Source organism: Actibacterium ureilyticum, from assembly GCF_002285435.1.
Classification (GTDB): Bacteria; Pseudomonadota; Alphaproteobacteria; order Rhodobacterales; family Rhodobacteraceae; genus Actibacterium_C; species Actibacterium_C ureilyticum.
The window spans coordinates 358,970-381,296 of sequence record NZ_NSBT01000018.1; the positions used below are offsets into that span (position 1 = coordinate 358,970).

Annotated in this window: 19 protein-coding genes; 15 read left to right on the top strand and 4 right to left on the bottom strand. The window is 64.6% G+C overall.

Going from position 1 to position 22,327, the window contains the following annotated elements:
• Positions 1-18 precede the first annotated feature (18 nt).
• From CLM60_RS04595 to CLM60_RS04650, 12 genes are read left to right on the top strand one after another with little or no spacing between them, the layout of a single operon-like run.
• Positions 19-888, top strand: coding sequence for an ion transporter (locus tag CLM60_RS04595; RefSeq protein ID WP_095587977.1), 870 nt, complete (start codon positions 19-21; stop codon positions 886-888).
• Entirely contained in the window at positions 885-2,633 is a 1,749-nt protein-coding gene (locus CLM60_RS04600) for a type VI secretion system contractile sheath domain-containing protein (RefSeq protein WP_095587978.1), read from the top strand. Before CLM60_RS04595 ends, CLM60_RS04600 begins: the two co-directional genes overlap by 4 nt.
• Positions 2,633-2,929 (top strand): hypothetical protein, encoded by a 297-nt coding sequence (locus tag CLM60_RS04605; RefSeq protein ID WP_095587979.1) that lies wholly within the window; start codon positions 2,633-2,635, stop codon positions 2,927-2,929. The genes CLM60_RS04600 and CLM60_RS04605 overlap by 1 nt, the downstream gene beginning before the upstream one ends.
• Positions 2,930-2,962: 33 nt before the next feature.
• Complete coding sequence (locus CLM60_RS04610) at positions 2,963-5,059, top strand: type VI secretion system Vgr family protein (protein WP_095587980.1); 2,097 nt, start codon at positions 2,963-2,965, stop codon at positions 5,057-5,059.
• 10 nt (positions 5,060-5,069) lie between these two features.
• Positions 5,070-5,690: a DUF6931 family protein gene (locus CLM60_RS04615; protein WP_095587981.1), complete on the top strand. Its 621-nt coding sequence runs from the start codon at positions 5,070-5,072 to the stop codon at positions 5,688-5,690.
• A gap of 1 nt (position 5,691) precedes the next feature.
• On the top strand, positions 5,692-5,991 hold the full coding sequence (locus tag CLM60_RS04620; protein WP_095587982.1) for a PAAR domain-containing protein: 300 nt from the start codon (positions 5,692-5,694) through the stop codon (positions 5,989-5,991).
• A gap of 11 nt (positions 5,992-6,002) precedes the next feature.
• Positions 6,003-7,463, top strand: coding sequence for a type VI secretion system-associated FHA domain protein TagH (gene tagH, locus CLM60_RS04625; protein WP_095587983.1), 1,461 nt, complete (start codon positions 6,003-6,005; stop codon positions 7,461-7,463).
• A 10-nt stretch (positions 7,464-7,473) separates the two neighbouring features.
• Positions 7,474-8,814 (top strand): type VI secretion system baseplate subunit TssK, encoded by a 1,341-nt coding sequence (tssK, locus tag CLM60_RS04630; protein ID WP_095587984.1) that lies wholly within the window; start codon positions 7,474-7,476, stop codon positions 8,812-8,814.
• Positions 8,815-8,852: 38 nt separating this feature from the next.
• Entirely contained in the window at positions 8,853-10,229 is a 1,377-nt protein-coding gene (gene icmH / locus CLM60_RS04635) for a type IVB secretion system protein IcmH/DotU (protein ID WP_095587985.1), read from the top strand.
• Entirely contained in the window at positions 10,226-13,810 is a 3,585-nt protein-coding gene (gene tssM, locus CLM60_RS04640; protein ID WP_095587986.1) for a type VI secretion system membrane subunit TssM, read from the top strand. The genes icmH and tssM overlap by 4 nt, the downstream gene beginning before the upstream one ends.
• The gene (gene tagF, locus CLM60_RS04645; RefSeq protein WP_095587987.1) at positions 13,810-14,493 is read left to right on the top strand and encodes a type VI secretion system-associated protein TagF; all 684 of its coding nucleotides are present in this window, start codon (positions 13,810-13,812) and stop codon (positions 14,491-14,493) included. The genes tssM and tagF overlap by 1 nt, the downstream gene beginning before the upstream one ends.
• The gene (locus CLM60_RS04650; protein WP_095587988.1) at positions 14,490-15,212 is read left to right on the top strand and encodes a PP2C family protein-serine/threonine phosphatase; all 723 of its coding nucleotides are present in this window, start codon (positions 14,490-14,492) and stop codon (positions 15,210-15,212) included. The genes tagF and CLM60_RS04650 overlap by 4 nt, the downstream gene beginning before the upstream one ends.
• Before the next feature lie 3 nt (positions 15,213-15,215).
• On the opposite strand, the gene CLM60_RS04655 is transcribed toward CLM60_RS04650, so the two are convergent.
• Both CLM60_RS04655 and CLM60_RS04660 read right to left on the bottom strand, forming a co-directional pair.
• Positions 15,216-17,312, bottom strand: a complete 2,097-nt coding sequence (locus CLM60_RS04655; RefSeq protein ID WP_095587989.1) for a serine/threonine protein kinase — start codon at positions 17,310-17,312, stop codon at positions 15,216-15,218.
• Between the two features lie 6 nt (positions 17,313-17,318).
• The gene (locus CLM60_RS04660; RefSeq protein ID WP_095587990.1) at positions 17,319-17,888 is read right to left on the bottom strand and encodes an OmpA family protein; all 570 of its coding nucleotides are present in this window, start codon (positions 17,886-17,888) and stop codon (positions 17,319-17,321) included.
• Between the two features lie 161 nt (positions 17,889-18,049).
• Here CLM60_RS04660 and CLM60_RS04665 point away from each other — a divergent pair, with 161 nt between their 5' ends.
• Both CLM60_RS04665 and CLM60_RS04670 read left to right on the top strand, forming a co-directional pair.
• The gene (locus CLM60_RS04665) at positions 18,050-18,925 is read left to right on the top strand and encodes a M15 family metallopeptidase (RefSeq protein ID WP_095587991.1); all 876 of its coding nucleotides are present in this window, start codon (positions 18,050-18,052) and stop codon (positions 18,923-18,925) included.
• Complete coding sequence (locus CLM60_RS04670; protein ID WP_095587992.1) at positions 18,925-20,406, top strand: caspase family protein; 1,482 nt, start codon at positions 18,925-18,927, stop codon at positions 20,404-20,406. Before CLM60_RS04665 ends, CLM60_RS04670 begins: the two co-directional genes overlap by 1 nt.
• Here CLM60_RS04670 and CLM60_RS04675 read toward each other — a convergent pair.
• Positions 20,403-21,026 (bottom strand): hypothetical protein, encoded by a 624-nt coding sequence (locus tag CLM60_RS04675; protein WP_095587993.1) that lies wholly within the window; start codon positions 21,024-21,026, stop codon positions 20,403-20,405. The genes CLM60_RS04670 and CLM60_RS04675 overlap by 4 nt on opposite strands.
• Positions 21,027-21,028: 2 nt before the next feature.
• Complete coding sequence (locus CLM60_RS04680; protein ID WP_095587994.1) at positions 21,029-21,763, bottom strand: hypothetical protein; 735 nt, start codon at positions 21,761-21,763, stop codon at positions 21,029-21,031.
• 256 nt (positions 21,764-22,019) lie between these two features.
• Between CLM60_RS04680 and CLM60_RS04685 the strand changes: the two genes are divergently transcribed.
• Positions 22,020-22,325, top strand: coding sequence for a hypothetical protein (locus CLM60_RS04685; protein ID WP_095587995.1), 306 nt, complete (start codon positions 22,020-22,022; stop codon positions 22,323-22,325).
• Positions 22,326-22,327: the final 2 nt, after the last annotated feature.

Here is a 22,327-nt window from a genome sequence, read left to right on the forward strand (position 1 = left end):
GTTTGGAAAGAAGCGATTATGGCGACCGATACATTTGACGATGCAAGCGATATCTCCTTTCGGGCCAGGCTGCGCCGTTGGCTGGAACGGCCGATGGTCCAGAATTCGATCCTGGGCCTGATCATTTTCAACGCGATCACGCTGGGTCTGGGCACCTCGGACCGGATCAATGACAGCTTCGGCGGGCTTCTGTCGGTGCTGGACCGCACCGTGCTCAGCGTCTTTGTCTGCGAGATCCTGTTGAAGCTTTACGCCTATGGGCTGCGGTTTTTCCGCAGCGCGTGGAACCTGTTTGACATGTTCGTCGTGGGCGTGGGTCTGTTGCCGCAAACCGGCAGCCTGTCGGCGTTGCGGGGGTTGCGGGTCATCCGGGCGATGCGCCTGTTGTCGGTGGTGCCGCAGATGCGTGCGGTGGTGCAGGCGCTTCTGGATGCGCTGCCGGGGATGGGCGCGGTGATCGTGATGCTATCCATCGTCTATTACGTCTTCGCGGTGATGGCGACGATCATGTATGGCGACGCGTTCGACGAATGGTTCGGCACCATCGGGCGCTCGGCCTATTCGCTGTTCCAGATCATGACGCTGGAAAGCTGGTCGATGGGCATCGTGCGACCGGTGATGGAGAAATTTCCGAATGCATGGGCGTTTTTCGTGCCGTTCATCGTGATCACGGCGTTTTCGGTCCTGAACCTGTTCATCGGCCTGCTGGTCAACACCATGCAGGCCGCGGTCGAGGAAGAGGCCGAGGCCGAATTCACCCGCCTGCGCGAGCTGGTGAAGGTCGAGACCGACCAGGTCGACGCGCATGTGACCGAGCTTCAGGAAGAGCTGCGCGAGATGCGGGCAGAGCTGAAGCGGATGCTTGAACAGAAAGGGGGCGGCGCTTGAGCGGATCGCGGTCGCCTTTCGGACAGATCCCGGCCGGTGCGCCGGTTATCGGCCCGGCCGAGCGGGGCCGGTTTCGCATCGCGGTCTTCGGCGATTTCTCGGGGCGTGCGGTCAGTGGCCGGACCGAAGGCAGCGATGCCATCGCCACCCGCCGCGCCGCGCCGCTGGATGTCGACACGCTGGACGCGGTGATCGAAAGCTTTGCCACCACGCTGGTCCTGCCCATCGGGCGCGACGGCGACGGCGTGGCGGTGCCGCTGAACGCGTTCGACGACCTGCACCCCGATGCGCTTTATGCCAATGTCGAGATGTTCCAAAGCCTGTCGACCCTGCGGCAACGGCTGGCGACCGGGTCGCTGGCCGATGGCGCGTTGCAGGATCTGCGCGATTGGGGGGCGCGGTTCGACCGGCCCGTGACGGTGCCCAAACGGTCCGCCGGAACGGCGGTGCGCGCCGATATCCGGATCAGCGATTTTCAGGCGCTGATCGGCGGCGGGCGCCAACGCCATGCCAGCGCGGCCGACGATCTGATCGCACAGGTGGTGGGGCCCTATGTCCTGCAACGCCCCGACACGGGCGTCGACGCGATGCGCGCAACCGTGGACGAGGCGCTGGGCGGCGCGATGCGGCTGGTGCTGCATCACCCCGATTTCCAGGCGCTTGAATCCCATTGGCGGTCGCTGGATTTCCTGGCGCGCAATATCGAAACCGACGCGGCGGTCGAACTGGTGGTGTTCGATCTGTCGGCCAGCGAACTGGCGGCGGATCTGGCGGCGGGCGATGACCTGAGCCAATCGGGCCTGTTCCGGCTGTTGATGCGCGCCTGTGGCACGACCGGCGGGTTTTCGGCCATGTTCGGGCTTTATGAATTCGAAGACACGCCACCCCACGCCGAATTGCTGGGCCGGCTGTCGCGGATCGCCGAACATGCCGGTGCGCCCTTCATCACCGCGCTTGCCAACCGGTCCATCGACGTGGCGCTGAAGGACCGGCATCCGCTGGCCAAACGCAGCTGGGATCAACTGGCGCGGCTGCCGTCGGCGCGGTATCTGGGCCTGGCCGCGCCGCGCTTCATGCTGCGCCAGCCCTATGGCCGCAATTCCGATCCGATCACGGCGTTCCGCTTTGACGAGTTTTCCCGGCGCGAGGGGTTGCGCGGGTTCCTGTGGGCGAACCCGGCGCTTCTGGTGGCGGTGCTGATGGCGCGCAGCTTTGCCGAGGACGGTCAGGCGATGCGGCTGGGCCGGGTGATGACGCTGGGCGATATTCCGTTTTACTGGGTCAATGACCGCTATGGCGATCAGGTCGCGCTGCCCTGTACCGAACGGAACCTGGCCGTGCGCGGGCTGGAGGCCGTGGCAAAGCGGCACATCATGCCGGTCTTGTGGATGAAGGGCCGCGATCAGATCCGTCTGGGCGCGTTCCAGTCGGTGGCCGGTGCGCCGCTGGCGGGCCCCTGGTCCCCCGGCGCCGCGTGGGAGGCGCAGAAGAAAACCCCAGCCCCGGCCCGCACACCGCAGGTCGAGGTTCTGATGCCGGTGGTCACCCCGCTGGACACTCCGGACGACGCCTCCGAACCCGCCCCGGAGCCGCAACAGCCCGACGCCGAAGCCCCCGCGCTGACCCCCGAGGAAGAGGACGTGCTGGATACGCTTCTGGCCAGTTTCGAGGATGAAGACGAGACCGACACCGGCTCCGACGGCGACATAGACCCGGAATTGGCCGCATTGCTGGAGGGCCTGTGATGAATGCATTCGACGGATTGCCGGGCGGGAATGGCGGCCCGCCGATCACCCTGATCTCGATCGAACGAAAGAGCTATTATCTTTATGATGGCGAGGAACACATCGACCAGCTTCTGCTGGCGGACGGCGATTTCCCGACGCCCGTCCGCTGCGTGCATTTCGAAAGCGTGATCGCCCTGAGACTGATGCTGGGCGAGGATATCAACCTGACCAGCTATTGGGGCATCCACCCGCAGATCGTCGACCGGCTGCGGGCGGACGACCAGTTGTTGGAGATCGACTCCCCGCAGGGCTGAGCCCGGCGCGGTGACGATAGAAAGTGATATGTGATGAACGGAGAAGCGCTGAACCTTGAAAACCGCCCCCTGACGATGGAGGGCGACTATACGACCGAAGAACCTCTTTTCGTCAAAGGCGCGAAGGTGGTCGAGGGGATCAATTTCCTGACCCAGACCACCATCGAGATCATCTGCAAGAACCGCAAAGAGGCGCTGGAACCCATCGTCGGGCGCAAGATCACGCTGAACGTCAAGGACGAGGACGAGAACATGCGCACCTTTACCGGGCGCTGCATCTCGGTCGAATATATCGGGCTGTCACAGGGGATGGGCCATTTCATTGCCCAGGTCCGGCCGTTCCTGTGGTTCCTGACCCGCACCACCGATTGCCGGGTGTTCCAGGAAATGACGGTGATCGACATCATCAAGGCGGTGCTCGAGGAATATGGCTTCACCGCCGATCTGGAGGACAAGACACAGAAGACCTATGCCACCCGGACCTTCTGTGTGCAGTACCGCGAATCCGATTTCGACTTCATCGCCCGCCTGATGGAGGAGGAGGGGATCTATTTCTTCTTCATCGAGGATAACAAGCGCGAAAAGCTGGTGCTGGCCGATGGGATCAGCGCCCATGTGACGGTGCCCGGCGGCCCGGAGTTCAAGTTCAAATACCGCGAGATGGAAGGCTATCGCCGCAACGAGGATCACGTGTTCGACTGGAACTCGGTCGAAGGGCAGAGCATCGGCAATGTCACCCTGAACGACTATGACTTCCAGAAACCGAAATCCGATCAGAAAAAGGCCGCGACCATCGAAACCGGCACGCATGGCCACAAAAGCTATCAGGTCTATGATTATCCCGGCCATCTGCGCGACAACGAAGGCGACGAAAGCGCCGATTACGACCAGTTCGCCACCCAACGGGCCAAGGCGCGGATGCAGGGCTTTGCCACCGAATACCAAAGCTGGCGCGGGGCCTGTAACATCCGCAACATGTCCAACGCCCAGGTGTTCGCCCTGACCGAACATCCGCGCGATCAGGAAAACGGCGAATACCTGATCGTTCGGGCCACACACGAGATGCAGGTCGAAAGCGATTACGAGGACCGCGAGACCAGCGACCCGATGCTGGACGACCGGCTGGAGGTCGACGAGGACAATCGCGACGCCTATCGCTGCAAGTTCGAGGTGGTGAAAAAGGACGACAGCTTCACCCCGCCGCGCACCATCGCCTGGCCGCAGATCCCCGGCATGCACACCGCGCTGGTCACCGGCCCGGCGGGCGAAGAGATCTATACCGATCAATATGGCCGGATAAAGGTGCAGTTCCATTGGGACCGGCTGGGGGAAAAGAACGAAAACAGCTCGTGCTGGGTGCGGGTCGTGATGCCCTGGGCGGGGAACAAATGGGGGATGTTTTCCATCCCGCGGATCGGGCAGGAGGTGGCGGTGGTCTTCGAAGAGGGCAACCCGGACCGCCCCATCTGCATCGGCATGATCTATAACGCCGATGTCATGCCGCCCTATGACATGCCCGGCAACATGACCCAGACCGGGATCGTCACCCGCAGCACCAAGAGCGGCAATTCCGACACTTTTCACGAGCTGGTCTTCGAGGACATGAAAGACAGCGAATTCGTGCGGTTCCAGTCGGAAAAAGATTACTTCGGCAAGATCAAGAACAATGCCGAGGTCACCATCGGCATGGAAAAGCAGGACCCCGGCGATTTCATCCAGACGATCTATCACGACAAGGAAGAAACCCTGAAAACCGGCGATCTGCGCTATACGATCGAACAGGGCAGCGAATTCCGCGACATCGCCACCGATCAGGAGGAAACGATCGGTCAGAATCGCAGCCAGGATATCGGCAACAACAGCAGCCAGAGCATCGGCAACGACATGGAGGTCGATATCGGCAGCAACAAGACCGAACACGCCGGCCAGACCATCGCCGTTTCGGCAGGCCAGGAAATCACCCTGACCGTGGGCGGCTCGTCGATCACCATCGACAATTCCGGCATCACCATCGAAGCGCCGCAAATCAATGTGAACGGACAGGCCATGGTGACCGTCACGGCCCCGAAATCCACGGTAAAAGCAGAGGCCCTTCTGACGTTGAAGGGTGGACTGACCTTGATCAACTAGGGCCAGAAGAATGACGGAACGATTTGCGGATCTGAAGAAAATCCCGCCCGAACCCGCTGCGCGCGTGATGTCGGGGGTCAACTACAAGCTTAAAACGCGGCTGGACCTGCCCGCCAGCGCGACGGTTCCCGAAGTGCTGACCGCCCTGGCCGAGAAAGAGGCCTGGATCGACGTGCTGAAGCTGTTATCCGCCGCCCTGCCGCCGCGCGAATGCGTCTGGTGGGCCTGTCTGGCGGCGCGAGACATCGTGGGCGAGGGGCCGGAAAACGCCACGCCCTGCCTGAAGGCGGCCGAGGCTTGGGTCTTCAAGCCCGACGACAAGAACCGGCAGGCGGTACGCGCCTCGCTCGATAATGTCTATGTGGATGACGACACCTCGCTTTGTGCCACGGCGGCAATGTATGCGCCGGGCGACATGGGGCCGGGCGACCTGGCTGATTTCCCCGCCCCCCAGGGCGCGGTCGAGGCCTGTGTCTTTGGCATGGTGATCGAAGCGGTGGGCGCGGCGGACGATTTCGACGGCCATATGCAGGTCGTGATCGACCGGGCGCTGGACATCGCGCGGGGTGGCAACGGGCAGGTCGAGGCGCTAGCATCAAGCCCGACCGACAAGCAAGAGGAGGGCGTCTGACATGGGCACACCACAGGCCCGCATGACGGATCTGCACACCTGTACGGTGCCGCCGTCTTTCCCCTCGCCGATCCTGCCGCCCTGTGCGGTGACGGTTCTGGTGGGCTCGCTTCCGGCGGCGCGCGCGACGGTGGATATGGCGATGACCGGCTCACCCCCGGTGCCGCCGACCCCGCACATGTTTCCGCTAGGATCGAAAACCGTGTTTATTAACAACATGATGGCTTTGCGGGTCGCGGATACCTGTATGTATGGCGGCCCGATCGTCAAGGGCGAGTTCACGGTGCTGACGGGTGGCTGAGAAGGACTGAGATGGCAGTAACCCTCAAGTTCCAGTCGACGGGCGCGATCCCGGGCAAGGGCGATCCGTTCCGGATGAACGGCCCCTCGGTCACCATTGGCCGGGGCGACGAGAATGATATGGTGCTGCCCGATCCCGACCGGGTGCTGTCCAAGCGTCATTGCGTGGTCGAGGATCACAACGGCAATGTCGTGGTGGTCGATATCTCGACCAACGGCACCTTTCTGAACTATGGCAAGATCCCCCTGGGCGCGACGCCCACACCGCTGAACGATGGCGATATCCTGTGCCTGGGCCCTTACGAGATCATGGTCAGCATCAGCGCCGATTTCGCCAATGACCCGCTGGCCAGTCTGGCCGCCCCGTTGGACGATGGCCCGGTGTCGCACGGCAATGCCGGGGCCGCGCCGCATATCGGCGATCTGCTGGACAATCCGCAGGATGGCAGCGATTTTCTGGACGATCTGCTGGGCGGGCCGGACCAGCCCACCGGGCACAAGGGCGTCGAGCGGCCCGAGCTGGGCGATGACGGGCTGTTGCCGCCGCTGGGCGAGGATGACGTCCCGCCGCCCGCCGACGATCCCGTGCCGGGCGGTTCGGTGCCGTCGCATTCGCCCGCCTATCGCGATCACTTTCAGCCGCGTTCGGTCGCGGGACAGCCGCAGATCCCCGACGATTGGGACGACGACCTGTTGTCGCCGGGCGGCGACCAGACCGGCAGCGCCGCTGATCCCTTTGCCGTGCCGCAGCCCCCCGCGGGCGGATCGGGCGGGGCCGCCTTCATCCCCGAGGATGACGCGTTCGGCGAACCGGCCGCCGAAGTCCCGCCGCCCATGCCCCAGACCACCGTGCCGCCCAAGGCACCGCCCGCCACCGCCGCGCCGCCATCGGATGCCGCGCGTGCGTTTCTGGATGCGCTGGGCGCGGATGCGGACCTGAACATCGCGGACGATGAACTGCCTGATGTGATGGGCCGGCTGGGCCGCGTGACCCGCGCGGTGATCGAAGGGCTGCGCGAGATCCTGATGACCCGCGCCTCGATCAAATCCGAATTCCGCATCGAACAGACCCAGATCGCGGCGGGCGGGAACAACCCGCTGAAATTCTCGATCAGCCCCGAACAGGCGATCCAGGCAATGGTGAAGCCCACGACCAAGGGCTATCTGGATGCCGAAGAGGCTGCGGCTCAGGCCCTGTCGGACATCAAGGCGCACGAGGTCGCGATGCTGACCGGGATGGACGCCGCGCTGAAGGGTGTTCTGGCCCGGCTGGACCCGGCGATGCTGGAAAGCAAGATCCAGTCCAAGGGCGGGTTCGCGAATATGCTGAAATCCAAAAAAGCCCGCTATTGGGAAATCTACGAAGAGATGTATTCTGAGATCTCTGAGCAGGCGGAAGAAGATTTTCACGAGTTGTTTTCGAAAGAGTTTGCACGGGCCTATCGCGCGCAGCTCGATAGGCTGAAGAAATGAAGGGTATTTGATGTCCTGGGACAGCAAAGTGCTTTGGAGCGAGGGGCTTTTTCTGCAGCCTCATCATTTCCAGCAATCCGACCGCTATACCGAGGCGCTGGTGGGCGGGCTGGCGCGGCGCGTGCGCCCCTATGCCTGGGGCGTCAATACGCTGGAGATCGACACCGATGTGTTGAAGGTCGGTCAATTCGCGCTGAAATCCTGCGCCGGGCTGACCCATGACGGCGCCGTGTTCCGCGTGCCCGAGACCGAGGATCACCCCCCCGCGTTGGAGGTGCCCGAGACGATCAAGGATTGCATCGTCTATCTGACCGTCCCGCAGCGCCGCCAGGGCGCGCTGGAGGTCGACATGACCGGCGCCGAGCTGTCCGCCGCACGCTTCCGCCCGGCCGAGCTGGAGGTGACCGATGTGACCTCCAGCGGGAAAAAGGCCGTGACGCTGGGCGTGGGCAAGCTGCGGCTGCAATTCGCGTTGCAGGTTGACGATCTGTCCGACCGGCTGGCGATCCCGATTGCGCGGATCATCGAGGTGCGGCCGGATAAGGAAATCATCCTCGATGGCGCCTTCATGGCCAGTTGCATCGACATCCGCGCGGCGCAGCCGTTGCACGGGTTCCTGCGCGAACTGGATGGGCTGCTGCGCCACCGTGTGACCGCGCTTTCGGGGCGGTTGTCCGAGGGGGGCGGCGCCAAGGGCGTGGCCGAGATCTCGGACTTTCTGCTGCTGATGGGTCTGAACCGGGCGATGCCGCTGTTCCAGCATTACACGCGGGTCGAAAACCTGCACCCTGAACGGCTCTTTGCCGATCTGGTGGCGCTGGCGGGGGAACTGGCGACCTTCATGACCACCGAAAAGCGCCCGCCGGAATTTCCCGAATACCGCCATGACGATCTGACCGCGACCTTCAACCCGGTGATCAAGCTGCTCAGGCAATACCTGTCGTCGGTGTTGGAACAGACGGCGATTTCGATCCCGCTGGACCCGCGCAAATACGGCATCAGCGTTGGCATCATCGCCGACAAGAAGCTGATCTCGACCGCCGGGTTCGTGCTGGCGGTGCATGCCGATGTGCCGCCCGAAAACATCCGCCGCCATTTCGCGGGCCAGTCCAAGATCGGCCCGGTCGAGGAGATCCGGCAACTGGTCAATTCCGCCCTGCCGGGGATCACGCTGCGCCCGCTGCCCGTGGCGCCGCGGCAGATCCCCTATCACGCGGGGGTGGTCTATTTCGAGCTGGACGGCGACAGCCCCTATTGGGGCAAGATGACGACCTCGGGCGGGATCGCGGTGCATGTGTCGGGGGATTATCCCGGCCTGAAGATGGAGTTGTGGGCCATCCGCCAGGGTTAGGCGGATCAAGTTCTGTATTAGCAGGAAGTATTTTTTAAATGTCTGATAACGATCCCTTTGCGGAGCCAGACGATTCAGAAAAGACCGTGATCCGGCCCAATCCCGGCGGCCGGCGCATCGCCGCTGCGGCCAGTCCTGCACCCACCGAACCCCCGGCGGATGCGGGCTTCGGCGTGCCCAGCGGCCAGTCGGCACCAGCGCGATCCGGCAACCCCGATGTCGAACAGGGCATGACGGGGATGAACCCGCTGAACGCTTGTGCCGCGACGCTGTTCGCGCTGGTCAGCCGCATCCGCAACCGCGCCCAGCATATGGACCCGGACAAGCTGCGCCGGTCGGTCGTGTCGGAAATCCGCGGGTTCGAAAACCGCGCGCTTCAGGCCGGGCTGGATGCCCAGGACGTCAAGGTCGCCCGCTATGCCATCTGTGCCACGCTGGACGATGTGGTGCTGAACACGCCCTGGGGCGGGCAATCGGTCTGGACGCAGCAATCCATGGTCGGCACCTTTCACCGCGAGACCGTGGGCGGCGACCGCTTCTATGATCTACTCGCGCGGCTGGAAAAGGACCCGGTGCGCAATATCAACCTGCTGGAATTCCTCTATGTCTGCCTGTCGCTGGGGTTCGAGGGGCGGTTGCGCGTCGAACAGGGCGGCCCCGACCGCCACATGCAGATCCGCGCTGGTCTGGCGCGCATCATCGCCGATCAGCGTGGCCAGACCGACCGCGAATTATCAGCGCATTGGAAGGGGCAGGATGAACCTTATCGCCCACGCTCGCTCTGGCGGCCGGTCTGGATCACCACGGGCGTTGTGGCGATGATCCTGACGGCGCTGTTCCTGACGCTGACCTTCCTGTTGAACGGCACGACCAACGCCACGATCGGGCGTATGGCGGCGCTGGACAATGGCTTGGTGGCCGAGCTGTTGCGCCGCGCGCCGCCACCGCCGCCCCCGCCGCCCGTGAATGACGAACAGATCGAAGAGGTGCGCGAGTTCCTGCGGGCCGAGATCGACGAGGGCGTGGTGACCGTGTTCCAGGACGCCAACACCATCACCATGCGGATCATCGGGCGCGGCATGTTCAAATCGGGTTCGGACCAACTGGACCCGACCTATCTGAAGCCGCTGGAGCGGGTGGCAAGCGCCCTGAAGGAGGAACCCGGCCCGGTGATCGTTGTGGGCCATTCCGACAATATCCCGATCAAGTCCGGGCGCTTTCCGTCGAACATGCACCTGTCGCTCGCGCGGGCCACATCGGTGATGAAACAGCTTGCCGGAACGCTGGGCGATCCCGCGCGCCTGTCGGCCGAGGGGCGCGCCGACCGCAACCCCATCGCGCCGAATGATACGGCCGAGGGGCGGGCCAAGAACCGGCGGATTGAAATCGTACTGGTGCGGAGGGAACGGCTGTGATCCTCAGATTCCTGCGCAAGCTCAAATCCGGCATCGCGGTCATGATTTTCGTGGCCCTCGCGCTGTCGCTGTTCCTGTGGTTCCTGGGGCCGTTCATCGGCTTTGGCGAGATGCGGCCCTTCGACGGCGTTCTGGGCCGGGTCATCGCCATCGCGGTGGTCTGGCTTCTGTCGCTGGTGTTGATCCTGATCATCCTGATCCGTCGCGGCAAACGCGACAAGGAACTGACCGACGATATCGTCGAAGCCGCCGAGGTCGAGACCGACACCGATGACGAGGTGGTGAAGGCCGAGCTGGGCGAGATGCGCGACAAGCTGAAATCCGCGCTCACGAAGCTGCGCAAGACCAAGGGCGGGCGCAAACAGCTGTACGAACTGCCCTGGTACGTGATCATCGGCCCGCCCGGCGCGGGCAAGACCACGGCCATCGTCAATTCCGGCCTGACCTTTCCGCTGGCCGATGAGATGGGCAAAGCCGCCATCGGCGGGGTGGGCGGCACGCGCAACTGCGACTGGTGGTTCACCAACAACGCGGTGCTGATCGACACCGCGGGCCGCTATACCACCCATGAAAGCGATGCCGAGGCCGACAATGCCGCCTGGCTGGGCTTCCTTCGGCTGCTGAAAAAGCACCGCAAGCGCCAGCCGATCAACGGCGCGCTGATCGCGATCTCGCTGTCGGACCTGTCCAATCAGGACGAGATGACCCAGAAAAGCCACGCCGCCGCGATCCGGCGTCGCCTGCACGAGTTGCGCCAGCAGTTGGGCGTGCGCTTTCCGGTCTATGTGCTGTTCACAAAGGCCGACCTGATCGCGGGCTTTGCCGAATATTTCGATACCCTGTCCAAGGACGAGCGCGAACAGGTCTGGGGCTTTACCTTTGGCCTGCCGAAAAAGCGCAAGGCCGAGGAATCGCCGATTGCGCATTTCGACGAGGAATTCGCGCTGCTGCTGCAACGCGCCAATGCGCAGTCGCTGGACAAGATGCAGGTGGAAACCAACCACCAGCGCCGCAGCCTGATCGCCAGTTTCCCGTCACAGCTGGCCTCGGTCCGGCAGGTCGCGCGGGATTTCCTGGCCGAGGTGTTTCAGGATAACCGCTATGAACACCGCCACCTGCTGCGCGGGGTCTATTTCACCTCCGGCACGCAAGAGGGCACGCCGATTGACCGGCTGATGATGGGCATGGCCCAGACATTCGGTATCGGGCGACAGGCCATCGGTTCGGGCCGCGGGGTGGGACGATCTTTCTTTCTGACGCGGCTCTTCGATGCGGTGATCTTCCCCGAGGCCGGGCTGGTCAGCGCCGATGACAAGGTCGAGCGCCGCTATCGCTGGACCAAGCGAGGGGCGATTGCGGCGGCGATTCTGGCGTCCATCGGGGTCGGCTCGCTGTGGATGCGCAGCTATCTGGGCAACACCGCGCTGCTGGCCGAGGCCGCGCAGCAGATCGACGATTACCAGGCGCTTGCCGCGCAAATCCCCGCCAGCCCCATTGGCGACAGCGATCTGCCATCGGTCGTGCCCGCGCTGAACACGCTGCGTGGCCTGCCCGCCAATCCCACTGTCGGTGACGAGGGACCCGAGGCGCGGCTGACCTATGGCCTTTATCAGGGGCGCGTTCTGGGCTCGCAGGCGCAACAGACCTATCGCGCGGCGCTGAACCAGCATCTGCTGCCGCGCCTGTTGCTGCGGCTCGAAGAGCAGATGCAGGCCAATATGGACAATCCCGACCTGCTGTACGAGGCGCTGAAGATCTATCTGATGCTGGGGCTTCAGGGGCCGATGGCCGAGGATCTGGTCAAGGAATGGCTGCAGCTGGACTGGTCCATCGCCTATCCCGGATCGGGGCGCGAACGGCTGCGCAACGACCTGTCGGCGCATGTCGATGCCTTGCTGGCCCAGCCCATGGACGAAATCGCCCTGAACGGCCCGCTGGTTCAACAGGTACAGGGGCTGTTGTCGGAAATGCCGCTGGCGCAGCGGGTCTATAACGGGATCATCAATTCGGCGGCGGCCAAGGCCGTGCCCGATTGGCGCATCACCGATATTGGCGGTCCGGCGGTCAGCCGGGTGCTGGTGCGGTCATCGGGCAAACCCCTGACCGAAGGGATCGAGGGGATCTATACCTATAAGGGCTTCAACGATGTCTTCCTGGCCGAGGCGCTGGGCGTCGCCCGCCGGATCCAGAACGAAAGCTGGGTGCTGGGCGAACGCGGCGAGGTGCAGCAGAACGAACAGGTGCTGGCCACGATCAGCCGCGATGTGCTGGATCTGTATTACAACGACTATATCTCGCGCTATGACCAGATCCTGGGCGATATCGACATCATCCCGATGGAAAGCCTGAGCCACGCGGTCGAGGTGACGAATGTGCTTTCCGGGCCGACCTCGCCCATCGTGAACGTGCTGACCGGGATCGCGAACGAGACCAAGCTGACCGAAAAGCGCGCGCTGGTGGATACAAGCGGCCTGGCCGAGGGCGCCACCACGATTGCCCAGCTCGAGGTGGAATCGGCCCTGTCGTCGCGCACGCAGTTGTTCATCGAGGTGCTGCGCAATTCGGCCCGGCAGGCCGGCTCGGCCGAGGAACCGCAGCAGCCCGGCGAATATGTCGAGGATCGCTTTGCCTGGCTGCACACGCTGGTCGCCGGGGCCGAAGGGCAGCCATCGCAGCTGGATCTTCTGATGGGCAACCTGACCGAGGTCTATCAGGAACTGAACAAGCTGTCCTTTGCCGGTGGGATCGGCGGCGGCCAGGCCGAAGGCGTGGCGATCCAGCGGTTCCAGGAGGCCGCCAACCGCCTGGATGGCCCGATGCAGCGCTGGGCGGCGCAGATCGCCACCGGCTCGTCCGGGATCACCGCCGATGGCACGCGCTCGTCCATCAACGCGCGCTGGCAAAGCCAGGTGCTGCCCTTCTGCGAACAGGCGCTGACGAACCGCTACCCGTTCACGCGCAATTCCAAGGCCGATGTGGCGATGCAGGATTTCACCAAGCTGTTCGCGCCCGGTGGCCTGATCGACGCGTTCTTTAACGAGACGCTGTTGCAGCATGTCGATACCCGCGCGCGCCCATGGAAGTTCAAACAGCTCAACAATACCGATCTGGGGATCTCGGATTCCGTCCTGCAACAGATGCAGCACGCGGCCGAGATCCGCGATGCGTTCTTCAACGGCAATCCCACACCGTCGATCAGCTTCCAGCTGACGCCCGAGGCGCTGGACCCCAAGGCGCAGAAAGTCACGCTGGATATCGACGGCCAGGCGGTCGAGTTCCAGCATGGCAGCGGCGCGCCGCGCCCGGTGGCGATCAAGTGGCCGGGGTCGGTGGGCAGCGCCCGGGTGGTGTTCCAGCCGCCCACGCCCAACGCGGGCAACGCGGTCACGCGCGACGGCCCCTGGGGCTGGTTCCGGCTGCTGAACGCGGCGGAACTGCGCAAGACCAACGTATCGGACCGCAGCCGCGTGATTTTCAACGTGGGCGGGCGGATCGCCATTTTTCAGATGCAATCGGGATCGGTGCTGAACCCGTTCAACCTGCCGGCGCTGTCGAAATTCAGCTGCCCGAAATCGTTCTGATGGCGGCGGGGTTCGGGGCCTTTGGCAAGATGCCGGCCTTGGGCGATTTCTTTCGCCTGAACCTGCCGCGCGATTTCGTTGACGCCTGGGATGGCTGGCTGCAGGCCGGGATCGCCACGCTGCGCGACCGGATGGGCGGGGCCTGGGACGGTTGTTACCTGTCGGCGCCGATCTGGCGGTTTTCGCTGCCCGCGGGGCAGGCGGGCGATGCGGCGATTGTGGGTGTGATGATGCCGTCGGTCGACCGTGTGGGGCGGCAGTTTCCGCTGACGCTGGCCTGTCCGGTCGATCTGGCCACGCCCGCCGAAACCCATTTCCTGAACGCGCCGCTTTTCGACCGGCTGGAGCATCTGGCGCTGGAATCGCTGGACGATGGCATGACGCGCGACCGGTTGCAGGCGCGGCTGGCCGATCTGCCCGCGCCGGTCACCGCATCGCCCGCGCCGCTGGTACAGGACCATCCGGGCGGTCTGACCCTGTCGGCGCGGGCGCCGCTACAGGCGCTGCTGGCGCGGCAATCGCTGCCCGATGCTGCCCTGTCCGGCGCGGTGTGGAGCATGATCCTGGACGGCGATCATCGCCTGATCTGCTGCGACGGGCTGCCCAACACGCCACAGATGCAGGCGCTGTTCGACCTGCACGCGCCGCTTTGGACCCCGCTGCCGCAAGAGGCGCGGGCATGAGCAACCTGCACCCGTTCCGCTTTTCCGCCGCCACCAATACCGGCAAGGTCCGCAAGGTGAACGAGGACAGTATCCTGACCCTGCCCGATCATGGGGTCTTCGTGGTGTCGGACGGGATGGGCGGGCACGAGGCGGGGGATTTCGCCTCGCAAACCATTGTCGACAGCATCGCGATGATCCCGCCGGGGCTGGAGCCGGGCCAAATGCTGCGCGCGGTGCGTGATGCGATCCAGCGCGCCCATGCCGCGATCTGCGCCGAAGCCGCGCAAAGGGGCGGCGGCGCCATCGGGGCCACGGTGGTGGCGCTGGTGCTGATCGACGGGCATTTCGCCGCGCTTTGGGCGGGGGACAGTCGCCTCTACCGGCTGCGCGATGGGATGATCGAGATGCTGACCGCCGATCATTCCGTGGTGGCCGCGTTGGTCGAGGGTGGCCAGCTGACCTGGGACGAGGCAGAGCTGCACCCGCAATCAAACGCCATCACCCGCGCCGTGGGGGTGGGTGACACGCTGGAGCTGGACAAGATCCGCGGCGATGTGCGCCCCGGCGACCGGTTCCTGATCTGCTCGGACGGGCTCAGCAAATACGCGACCTTCGCGCTGTTGCAGCGCACGCTGGCCGGGCATCCGATCGAGACCATCGCCGACCGGCTGATGCAGATCGCTTTGGATGGCGGCGGGGCCGACAATATCTCGATCATCGTGATCGACGCGCTTTAGGCGTCACTTCTGCGCCGTGGTCAGGATCGCGCTGTCCAGCGACCGCACCTGCGCGCCCGACGACTGCGCGGCGATCAGCGCCTCGGTATAGCTGGCGATGGATTCGGTGGTGGGGCGGATGCCGCCGAACAGATCCTGATCGCTGGCCAGCACCAGGATCTTGCTTTTGCCCAGCGTGGTGTCATCGACCAGAAAGGCCAGCCGCGCGGGGCTGTCGCCCTCGGCCACGGAATAGGCCACCCGCACCGGCACCGGACCGGCCACGCCGTCGCGCAACACGGCAATGTCGTTTTCCGGGCGGTTCACATTGGGCAACAGGTGAAACACGTTGCCCGACACATCCAGCACCGACACCCACAGGAACCCGTCGGTCACACCGGCGGGCAGCACGATGTCGATCACCGGGTTTTCACCGACGAAATAGCGGCCCGTGGGGTTGATATCGGGCCGGTCGCCAAAGCCGAACTGGGTCGTGATCCCGCCGCTGGGCGCGTCGGGCAGGGCGGTTTCGACCTGGCAAAGGGCAGGGTTCAACAGCTCGGCATCAATGGAAATCGACCGGTCCCCGGCCATTTCGGCAATCGCGTCGCGCAGCTGCGCGCGGGCACCGACATCGGCCAGCTTGCCCGCGATATTGATCGTGTCGGTCTGGCCATAACCCAGAAGCGGCGGATCGACCAGCGCAAGCGCCCCGCAATCGGCAAAGCGTTCCAGCAGTGGCGCGATCCGGTCGGGTGGAAACAGGCGCGGGCCAAGCTCGATCTGGACCGTGCCGGTCAGCGCGCCGGGCAGGGCCGCGCTTTCCAGCGCATCGCGCAGCGCCCGATCCTCGGTCAGGCCGGTGATCCGGACGGTGTTGCCCGATGCGTCGATGCGATATTCCGGCAGGCGGCTGATGCTGTCGGTCAGCGCCACGATGTCGTCGCCCCAGCTTTCGGCGATCTCGCCCTGCGCCAGTTCCAGATCCGCGCGCCCGCCCTGATCGCCCATCAGCCCGGCCAGCGCGGCCAGAGCCGTATCGCTGGGCACATGGCCGGTGGCGCTGGGGGCGGCGTCCTGGGGTTTATCGATCACCAGGGTATAGGGCGCGGCCACGGGCAGCGACGGGGTGAATACCCCGTCTAGCAGGCCGGAAAACCACGCCCCCGCACCGGCGCCGCCCAGGGCCAGAACCACCACCAGCGGTACCCACAGCCGCCCGCCGCCGCCGGTTTCGGCGGGTTTGGGCGGCAGGGTCACCACCGTGGCATCGTCACCCGCGGGCGCATCCGCGATCTGACCGGTCATCAGCGCGCTCAGCAAGGCGCGGGCGCTTTGGAACCGGTCGGCGGGGTCCGGGGCGCTCATCTTCGCGATCAGGCCCGCCATGGGTTCGGGGATGCCCGACACGTCCAGCGGTTCGGCCTTTTTCTGGACGACCTCCATCGGGTTGCGGCCCATATCGGGCTTGGCCCCGCGTAGCGCCGCCAGCAAAAGCGCGCCCAGCGAATAGAGGTCCGAGCGCGCATCGGTCCCGCCGCTGAGCTGTTCCGGCGCGGCATAGGCGTATTTGCCCGCGAATTCATTGCCCACGATGGTTTCGGCGCCCGGATTGGTATCCTTGGCGATGCCGAAATCGATGATCACCGCATCGCTTGGGTCGCCCCCGCGCAGGATGATGTTGTCGGGCGACAGGTCGCGGTGGACGATCCCGCGCTCATGCGCCGCGACCAGCCCGCCGGCCACGCATTTGGCCACGCGCAGCACGTCGTCGGGCGGTATCGGACCGGATGTCATCACCTGGTCCAGCCCCGGCCCGTCGACGTAATCCATCACCAGATAGACCTGCCCGTCGGCCATGCGCTGATTGTCGAAATAGCGCACGATCGCGTCGTGGCGCACCTCGCGCATGTCTTCCTCGCGCGTCATCAGCGCGAGGTAGTCGTCATTCATCGAAAATTCGGATTTCAAAGCCTTCAGCGCCACGACCCGGCCCGAGATCTCGGACCGCGCCTTGTACACTTCCGACGTGCCGCCCCGGCCCAGAATGGCCTCGACACGATAGGTGTTGTTCAGCAGATCACCGGGCTGAAAGATATCCCCGGGGCGTGACGTGGCCATCCGCGATCAGCTGAGCGCCTGGAACTCGACCCGGCGGTTTTCATCGGCCCGCGGGTTCTGTTCGTTGAACGGGAATTGCTCGCCCACGCCGACGGCTTCCAGCCGGGTCGCGGCGATGCCGCAATCGCTGACCAGGTGGCGCTTGACCTCTTCGGCGCGCAGCAGCGACAGGCGCTGGTTGTAATCGGCCGATCCGGCCGCGTCGGTATGGCCGACGATGCGGAACAGCTGTACATCGATGCCCTGCATCACCTGGCACAGCGTTTCAAGCTTCGGCTTCTGATCCGCGCGCAGGGCGGCGGAATCGAAATCAAACGAGATCTGGATATTCACCTGCTCGTCCTTGGGCAGCTGGATATGCGTCGTCGACGCCGCGCCGGTCTGGACCGTTGGCGCCGTTGCCTCGGGCGTGTTGGCGGTTTCAGCGGGGGCGCTTGGGGTGGCAATCACCAGCCCGCGCGTCTTTTGTGTCTTGAACAGCGCCTCCATCTCTTCGGCGCTCAATTCCTGCGCCGCGCCAAGATGCGGAAGCATCGACCCAATCAGGGCAACCACGGTAAAAAAACGAGGTTTCATCGAAAGTACCTCTTAAAAAATTCAATGCAGCCCGACGATACACCAGCCTGTGCGCCGCCACAACGTTCCTGGCGGCAATTGCGCGCGCGGTGGCCTGTAAAGATTGACTAAATCCGACCGCTCGCGCAGTCTGTTGGGTATTTCAAGTATTGCGGATTTTCATGAAGGCCATTCCCGTCATAATCGGAGCCATTGCGGTTCTGGCGCTCGCCCTGATCGGGGTGCTGGTCTATTTCTTTGTCCTGCCCGCCAAAACCCCCGATACCCAGATCGTGTTCGAAGAGGTCGATGGCGGCGCCGTCGACAGCGCCGCCCGGATCGAGATCGAGCGCCTGCGCCAGCAGATCGAACAATTGCAGGTCACCATCGGCGAGCTGGAAACGCGGCTGCAGGCGCTGGATGCGAAAACCGACTCGCTGTCCGCGCTGCCGGGCGATCCCGGCCTGCAAGAGGCGCCCGATTTCGAACGCGACGGGCCGAACCAGATCATCGACGCCTATGCCCAAGTGGTGCTGATCGCCAACCGGCGGCGGGTGAACAAGGACCTGAAAATCGCCTCGCCCAGCTATCTGGAAAGCGTCTTTGGCCGCCCGCGCGGGCAGATGAGCAGCCGGTGCGAGTCGATGACCAACGAACGGCTGCGGTCCAAGCTGATACTCGAGGACGTGGGCCCCATCCGGGTGCAGTTGCAGGAACCCGCGGTCGAATCTCTGAAACGCGTGTTCGAAAAGGTCCGCAGCACCGATCCCGACCTGTACGAGCGTATCAACACCGCCGGTTCGCTGTGCGTGCGCCATATCCGGGGCGCGCCGGGGCGGACATCGACCCACGCGTTCGGGTTGTCGCTGGATCTGAACATCGACGGGCATCTGGACACGCTGGGCGATGGCAAGACCCAGCTTGGCCTGACCATCCTGGCGGATTTCTTCATCAACGAGGGCTGGTACTGGGGCGCGGCCTTTACACGCGAGGACAGCATGCATTTCGAGGTCAGCCGCCAATTGGTGGAACAATGGATTGAAGAGGGGCGGATCTGATGCGGATGACGGGGGCCTTTGCGATCCTGACGCTGTGGCTGTGGGCCGGTGCGGCGATGGCGGCAGAGCGTATCGCGCTGGTCATGGGCATTGCCGATTACCAAAGCATCGGGCCGCTGAAGAACACGATCAACGATGCGCGCCGGATATCCCAGACGCTGGAACAGATCGGCTTCGAAGTGACGACCGCCTATGACACCACATCGCAACAGATGCACGACCTGCTCAAGGAATTCGCCTTCCGGTCGGAAACCGCCGATCTGGCGCTGATCTATTTCGCCGGGCACGGGGTCGAGGTGCAGGGCGAGAACTTTCTGATCCCCGCCGATGCGCAGGTCGCCTCGAACGCGGATATCCAGCGTCAGGCGGTGTCGCTGAAGGATATGCTGGTCGCGGTCGACCGGGCGCGCAAGATGCGGATCGTGATCCTGGACAGTTGCCGCAACAACCCGTTTGGCGATCTGATCGACACGCGCGAAACCGCCGCCGAGGGCAGCGCGGACGGGACGCGCGGCGGGGGCGGGCTGGCGCAGCCCACGCCCGACCGGGGCACGCTGGTGTCCTTTGCCGCCAAGGACGGCAATGTCGCGCTGGATGGCAGCGGCACCAACAGCCCCTTCGCCATCGCCCTGTCCGACCGGTTGAAACAGCCGAACCTGGAAATCTCGCTGATGTTTCGGCAGGTACGCGATCAGGTGCTGCAATCCACCGCCAACCAGCAGGAACCGCATACCTATGGCGCGCTGTCCGGCGTACCGTTCTATCTGGCCGGCACCGACGGGACCGAGGCCGCCGTGGACGACCGCCGCATCGCCTGGTCCGACCTGCGCCCCGAGCAGGAGGCGCAGCTGACCCGCCTGGCCGATGGCGGCGATACGCGGTCGATGCTGGGGCTGGGCTATATGCGGCTGAACCCCGACACCGAACGGTTCGACCCCGCCGCCGCCGCCGATCTGTTCACCCGGGCCGCCGATGCGGGCGCGCCCGAGGCGCAGTTCGAACTGGCCAAGCTTTATGAACAGGGGCTGGGCGTCGCGCCCGATCCCGCCCGTGCGCTGTCCCTGTACCAGGCATCCGCCGCGCAGGATTTCGCGGATGCGATCAACGATCTTGGGTTCTTCTATTACCAGGGGGGGCTGGGCCTGCCGCGCGATCCGCAAAAGGCGCTGGCGCTGTTCGAGCGCGCCGCCGACCTGCGCCACCCGCAGGCGATGTTCAATTTCGCCGCGCTGATTGACGACGGGCTGATCGCGGGCAAGGGCCCCGAGGCCTCGGCCGCGTATCTCTATGATGCGCTGCGTAGCGGTAGCGACGATGTGCTGAAGATCATGACCGAACAGCCGCAGATGTTTTCCATCGACACCCGCAAGGCGCTGCAGCGCAAATTGCAGGAGGTCGCGTTCTATGACGGGGTGATCGATGGCGATTTCGGCCCGGGGACGCAACGCGGCATCCGCCGGGCCTATGGGCTTGGCGACTAGGACCGCAGCAGCACCTTGTTGGAATCCACCGCCGCCGCGATCTGGCGATAGCTCAGCGCGCGTTCCGCGGATTGGTCGGCCGACCGCAGCAGGATCGTTTCGGTCTCTTCCAGGATGCTCAGCGCCTCGGCCTGGGCGACGGCCAGATCGGGGGCGCGCACCGGGGCCAGGGGCCGGGCGGTGGCCACCGGGTTGGCGCCGCCGCGCCGCGCCCGGACCGGCGGCTTGGCGCTATCGCGATAGGTGCTGACCGTGCGTTCCAGTCGCGTTGCGGCCTGTTGCAACGCCTGCCGGGCGGGGGCCATCGCGGCATCCGCCGGAAGCGCTGCCGCCGCCGCGCGCATCCGTTCGGCCAGACAGTCGATCTGATAGGTCCGGTCCTTCAACGCGCCACAGAACCGGCGGGCATCGGACAGGATCGCCGCCGCCGGGTTGGCCACCGCGTCGGGCGTTGGCACGAAAACCGGCCCGACCGAGTCGATCCCGCCCAGATCCGTCGGCCCCGGCAGGGGCGGGGGTGGCGGCGGAAGCGGCACTTCGCTGCCGGTTTCCTGGGCCATCGTGCCCGCGGCAAAGATCAGGACCAAAGCGGTCAGCCCGAGAATGTATTTGGGTGTCATGATCACCGCCCCCGTTTCAGATTGAAGATCCAGCTGGCCGACAGCGCCAGGCGGCCCTTGTCCTGTTGGTCGAATATATCCTCGGCTGCCAGGCTCAGCGACAGTTCGGGCCGTGACGGCGCCCGCAGGGCCAGCCCCAGGGTGAAGCTTTCGCCGGTCCAGGCCAGGCTGGTCCCCAGCGCCGGTGTCAGCCCGACCCCCGCGCCCAGGAACAGGCCGGGATCGGTGCCGTCATTGCGCAGATCGTTGCCCGCCCCGATGCTGAACATCACCGGATAGATCTGACCGTTCGGCGCGTTCAGGGCGCGGAACCCGGTCAGGATCAGCTTGGCGCGTGGATCGGTCTCGTCCGCGTCGCCCCAGGACAGCAGATAGTCGGTCTGCGCGGCCAGAAACAGCGGCATGCGCCCCTGTCCGATCTGGCGCGACAGTTTGACCGAGATCTGACCGGATTCCCCGGTATCGCCGCCAAAGGCGATCGTCTGGGCGGTGATCTGCGCGCCCAGATTGCGCTGCGCGTTGCCCAGCCCGAACCCGAAGGCAAGCGAGCCATAGCGATCCAGCCGCTGATCCTCGTCACCCGCGACGGACAGCCCCACGAAACCGATGCCCGCCGGGGCGGTCGTGGCCGATGGGATGCCCAGCAGCGTCAGGTTCTTGTTGCGTTGGGGTGGGTCGGATTGCGCGAAAAGCGGTCCCGCGCACAGGCACAGAACCAGACAAAGCATTTTGGTCATTGGGAACCTTCCCGAAATAACTTGATAACAATGCGCTCATTATACAGCGAAAGTGGCAAAAGGCATAGTTGAGAAGATAATCCCCGGGTTCCGTAGAAAGCCCGCACATCGACCCCCGCACATATGCACAGACATTTCAAACATCTCACGCTTCTGTGCATTGTAGTGAGCGATTTGCGCCCCCAGATCGGTGTCATCGGCAGCAGGCCCGCTGCCAACAAACTGAAAAGACACCGACCCTGAAAGGAACTTGAAAATGAAAACCCTCGCACTGACCACCGCCCTGATCGCTGGCCTGACCGCTCCGGCCTTTGCCAACAACTTCAGCATCGTCGACGCCGACCGCGACGGTCAGGACCGTCTGGTCTATGACCTGCCGGAAAACAATGTTGCGCTGTCGACGGCGAACTCGCTGAACCCCGTTGCCAGTGCCATCGCCGCTGACATCGTGGCCAATGGCGACGAGTTCGAACGCTCGACCGGCCGCGGCGTGACGCCGACCGTTTACGTGACGGATGGCGAGTACAACCCCGAAGACTTCCGCTCGGGCTCGAACTCGTAAGC

What these genes read in the sequence shown, in the direction of transcription:
- CLM60_RS04595 (WP_095587977.1), top strand. Translation starts at nt 19, where the DNA reads ATGGCGACCGATACATTTGACGATGCAAGCGATATCTCCTTTCGGGCC.
- CLM60_RS04605 (WP_095587979.1), top strand. Translation starts at nt 2,633, where the DNA reads ATGAATGCATTCGACGGATTGCCGGGCGGGAATGGCGGCCCGCCGATC.
- CLM60_RS04610 (WP_095587980.1), top strand. Translation starts at nt 2,963, where the DNA reads ATGAACGGAGAAGCGCTGAACCTTGAAAACCGCCCCCTGACGATGGAG.
- CLM60_RS04615 (WP_095587981.1), top strand. Translation starts at nt 5,070, where the DNA reads ATGACGGAACGATTTGCGGATCTGAAGAAAATCCCGCCCGAACCCGCT.
- CLM60_RS04620 (WP_095587982.1), top strand. Translation starts at nt 5,692, where the DNA reads ATGGGCACACCACAGGCCCGCATGACGGATCTGCACACCTGTACGGTG.
- tagH (WP_095587983.1), top strand. Translation starts at nt 6,003, where the DNA reads ATGGCAGTAACCCTCAAGTTCCAGTCGACGGGCGCGATCCCGGGCAAG.
- tssK (WP_095587984.1), top strand. Translation starts at nt 7,474, where the DNA reads ATGTCCTGGGACAGCAAAGTGCTTTGGAGCGAGGGGCTTTTTCTGCAG.
- icmH (WP_095587985.1), top strand. Translation starts at nt 8,853, where the DNA reads ATGTCTGATAACGATCCCTTTGCGGAGCCAGACGATTCAGAAAAGACC.
- tagF (WP_095587987.1), top strand. Translation starts at nt 13,810, where the DNA reads ATGGCGGCGGGGTTCGGGGCCTTTGGCAAGATGCCGGCCTTGGGCGAT.
- CLM60_RS04650 (WP_095587988.1), top strand. Translation starts at nt 14,490, where the DNA reads ATGAGCAACCTGCACCCGTTCCGCTTTTCCGCCGCCACCAATACCGGC.
- CLM60_RS04655 (WP_095587989.1), bottom strand. Translation starts at nt 17,312, where the DNA reads ATGGCCACGTCACGCCCCGGGGATATCTTTCAGCCCGGTGATCTGCTG.
- CLM60_RS04660 (WP_095587990.1), bottom strand. Translation starts at nt 17,888, where the DNA reads ATGAAACCTCGTTTTTTTACCGTGGTTGCCCTGATTGGGTCGATGCTT.
- CLM60_RS04665 (WP_095587991.1), top strand. Translation starts at nt 18,050, where the DNA reads ATGAAGGCCATTCCCGTCATAATCGGAGCCATTGCGGTTCTGGCGCTC.
- CLM60_RS04670 (WP_095587992.1), top strand. Translation starts at nt 18,925, where the DNA reads ATGCGGATGACGGGGGCCTTTGCGATCCTGACGCTGTGGCTGTGGGCC.
- CLM60_RS04675 (WP_095587993.1), bottom strand. Translation starts at nt 21,026, where the DNA reads ATGACACCCAAATACATTCTCGGGCTGACCGCTTTGGTCCTGATCTTT.
- CLM60_RS04680 (WP_095587994.1), bottom strand. Translation starts at nt 21,763, where the DNA reads ATGACCAAAATGCTTTGTCTGGTTCTGTGCCTGTGCGCGGGACCGCTT.
- CLM60_RS04685 (WP_095587995.1), top strand. Translation starts at nt 22,020, where the DNA reads ATGAAAACCCTCGCACTGACCACCGCCCTGATCGCTGGCCTGACCGCT.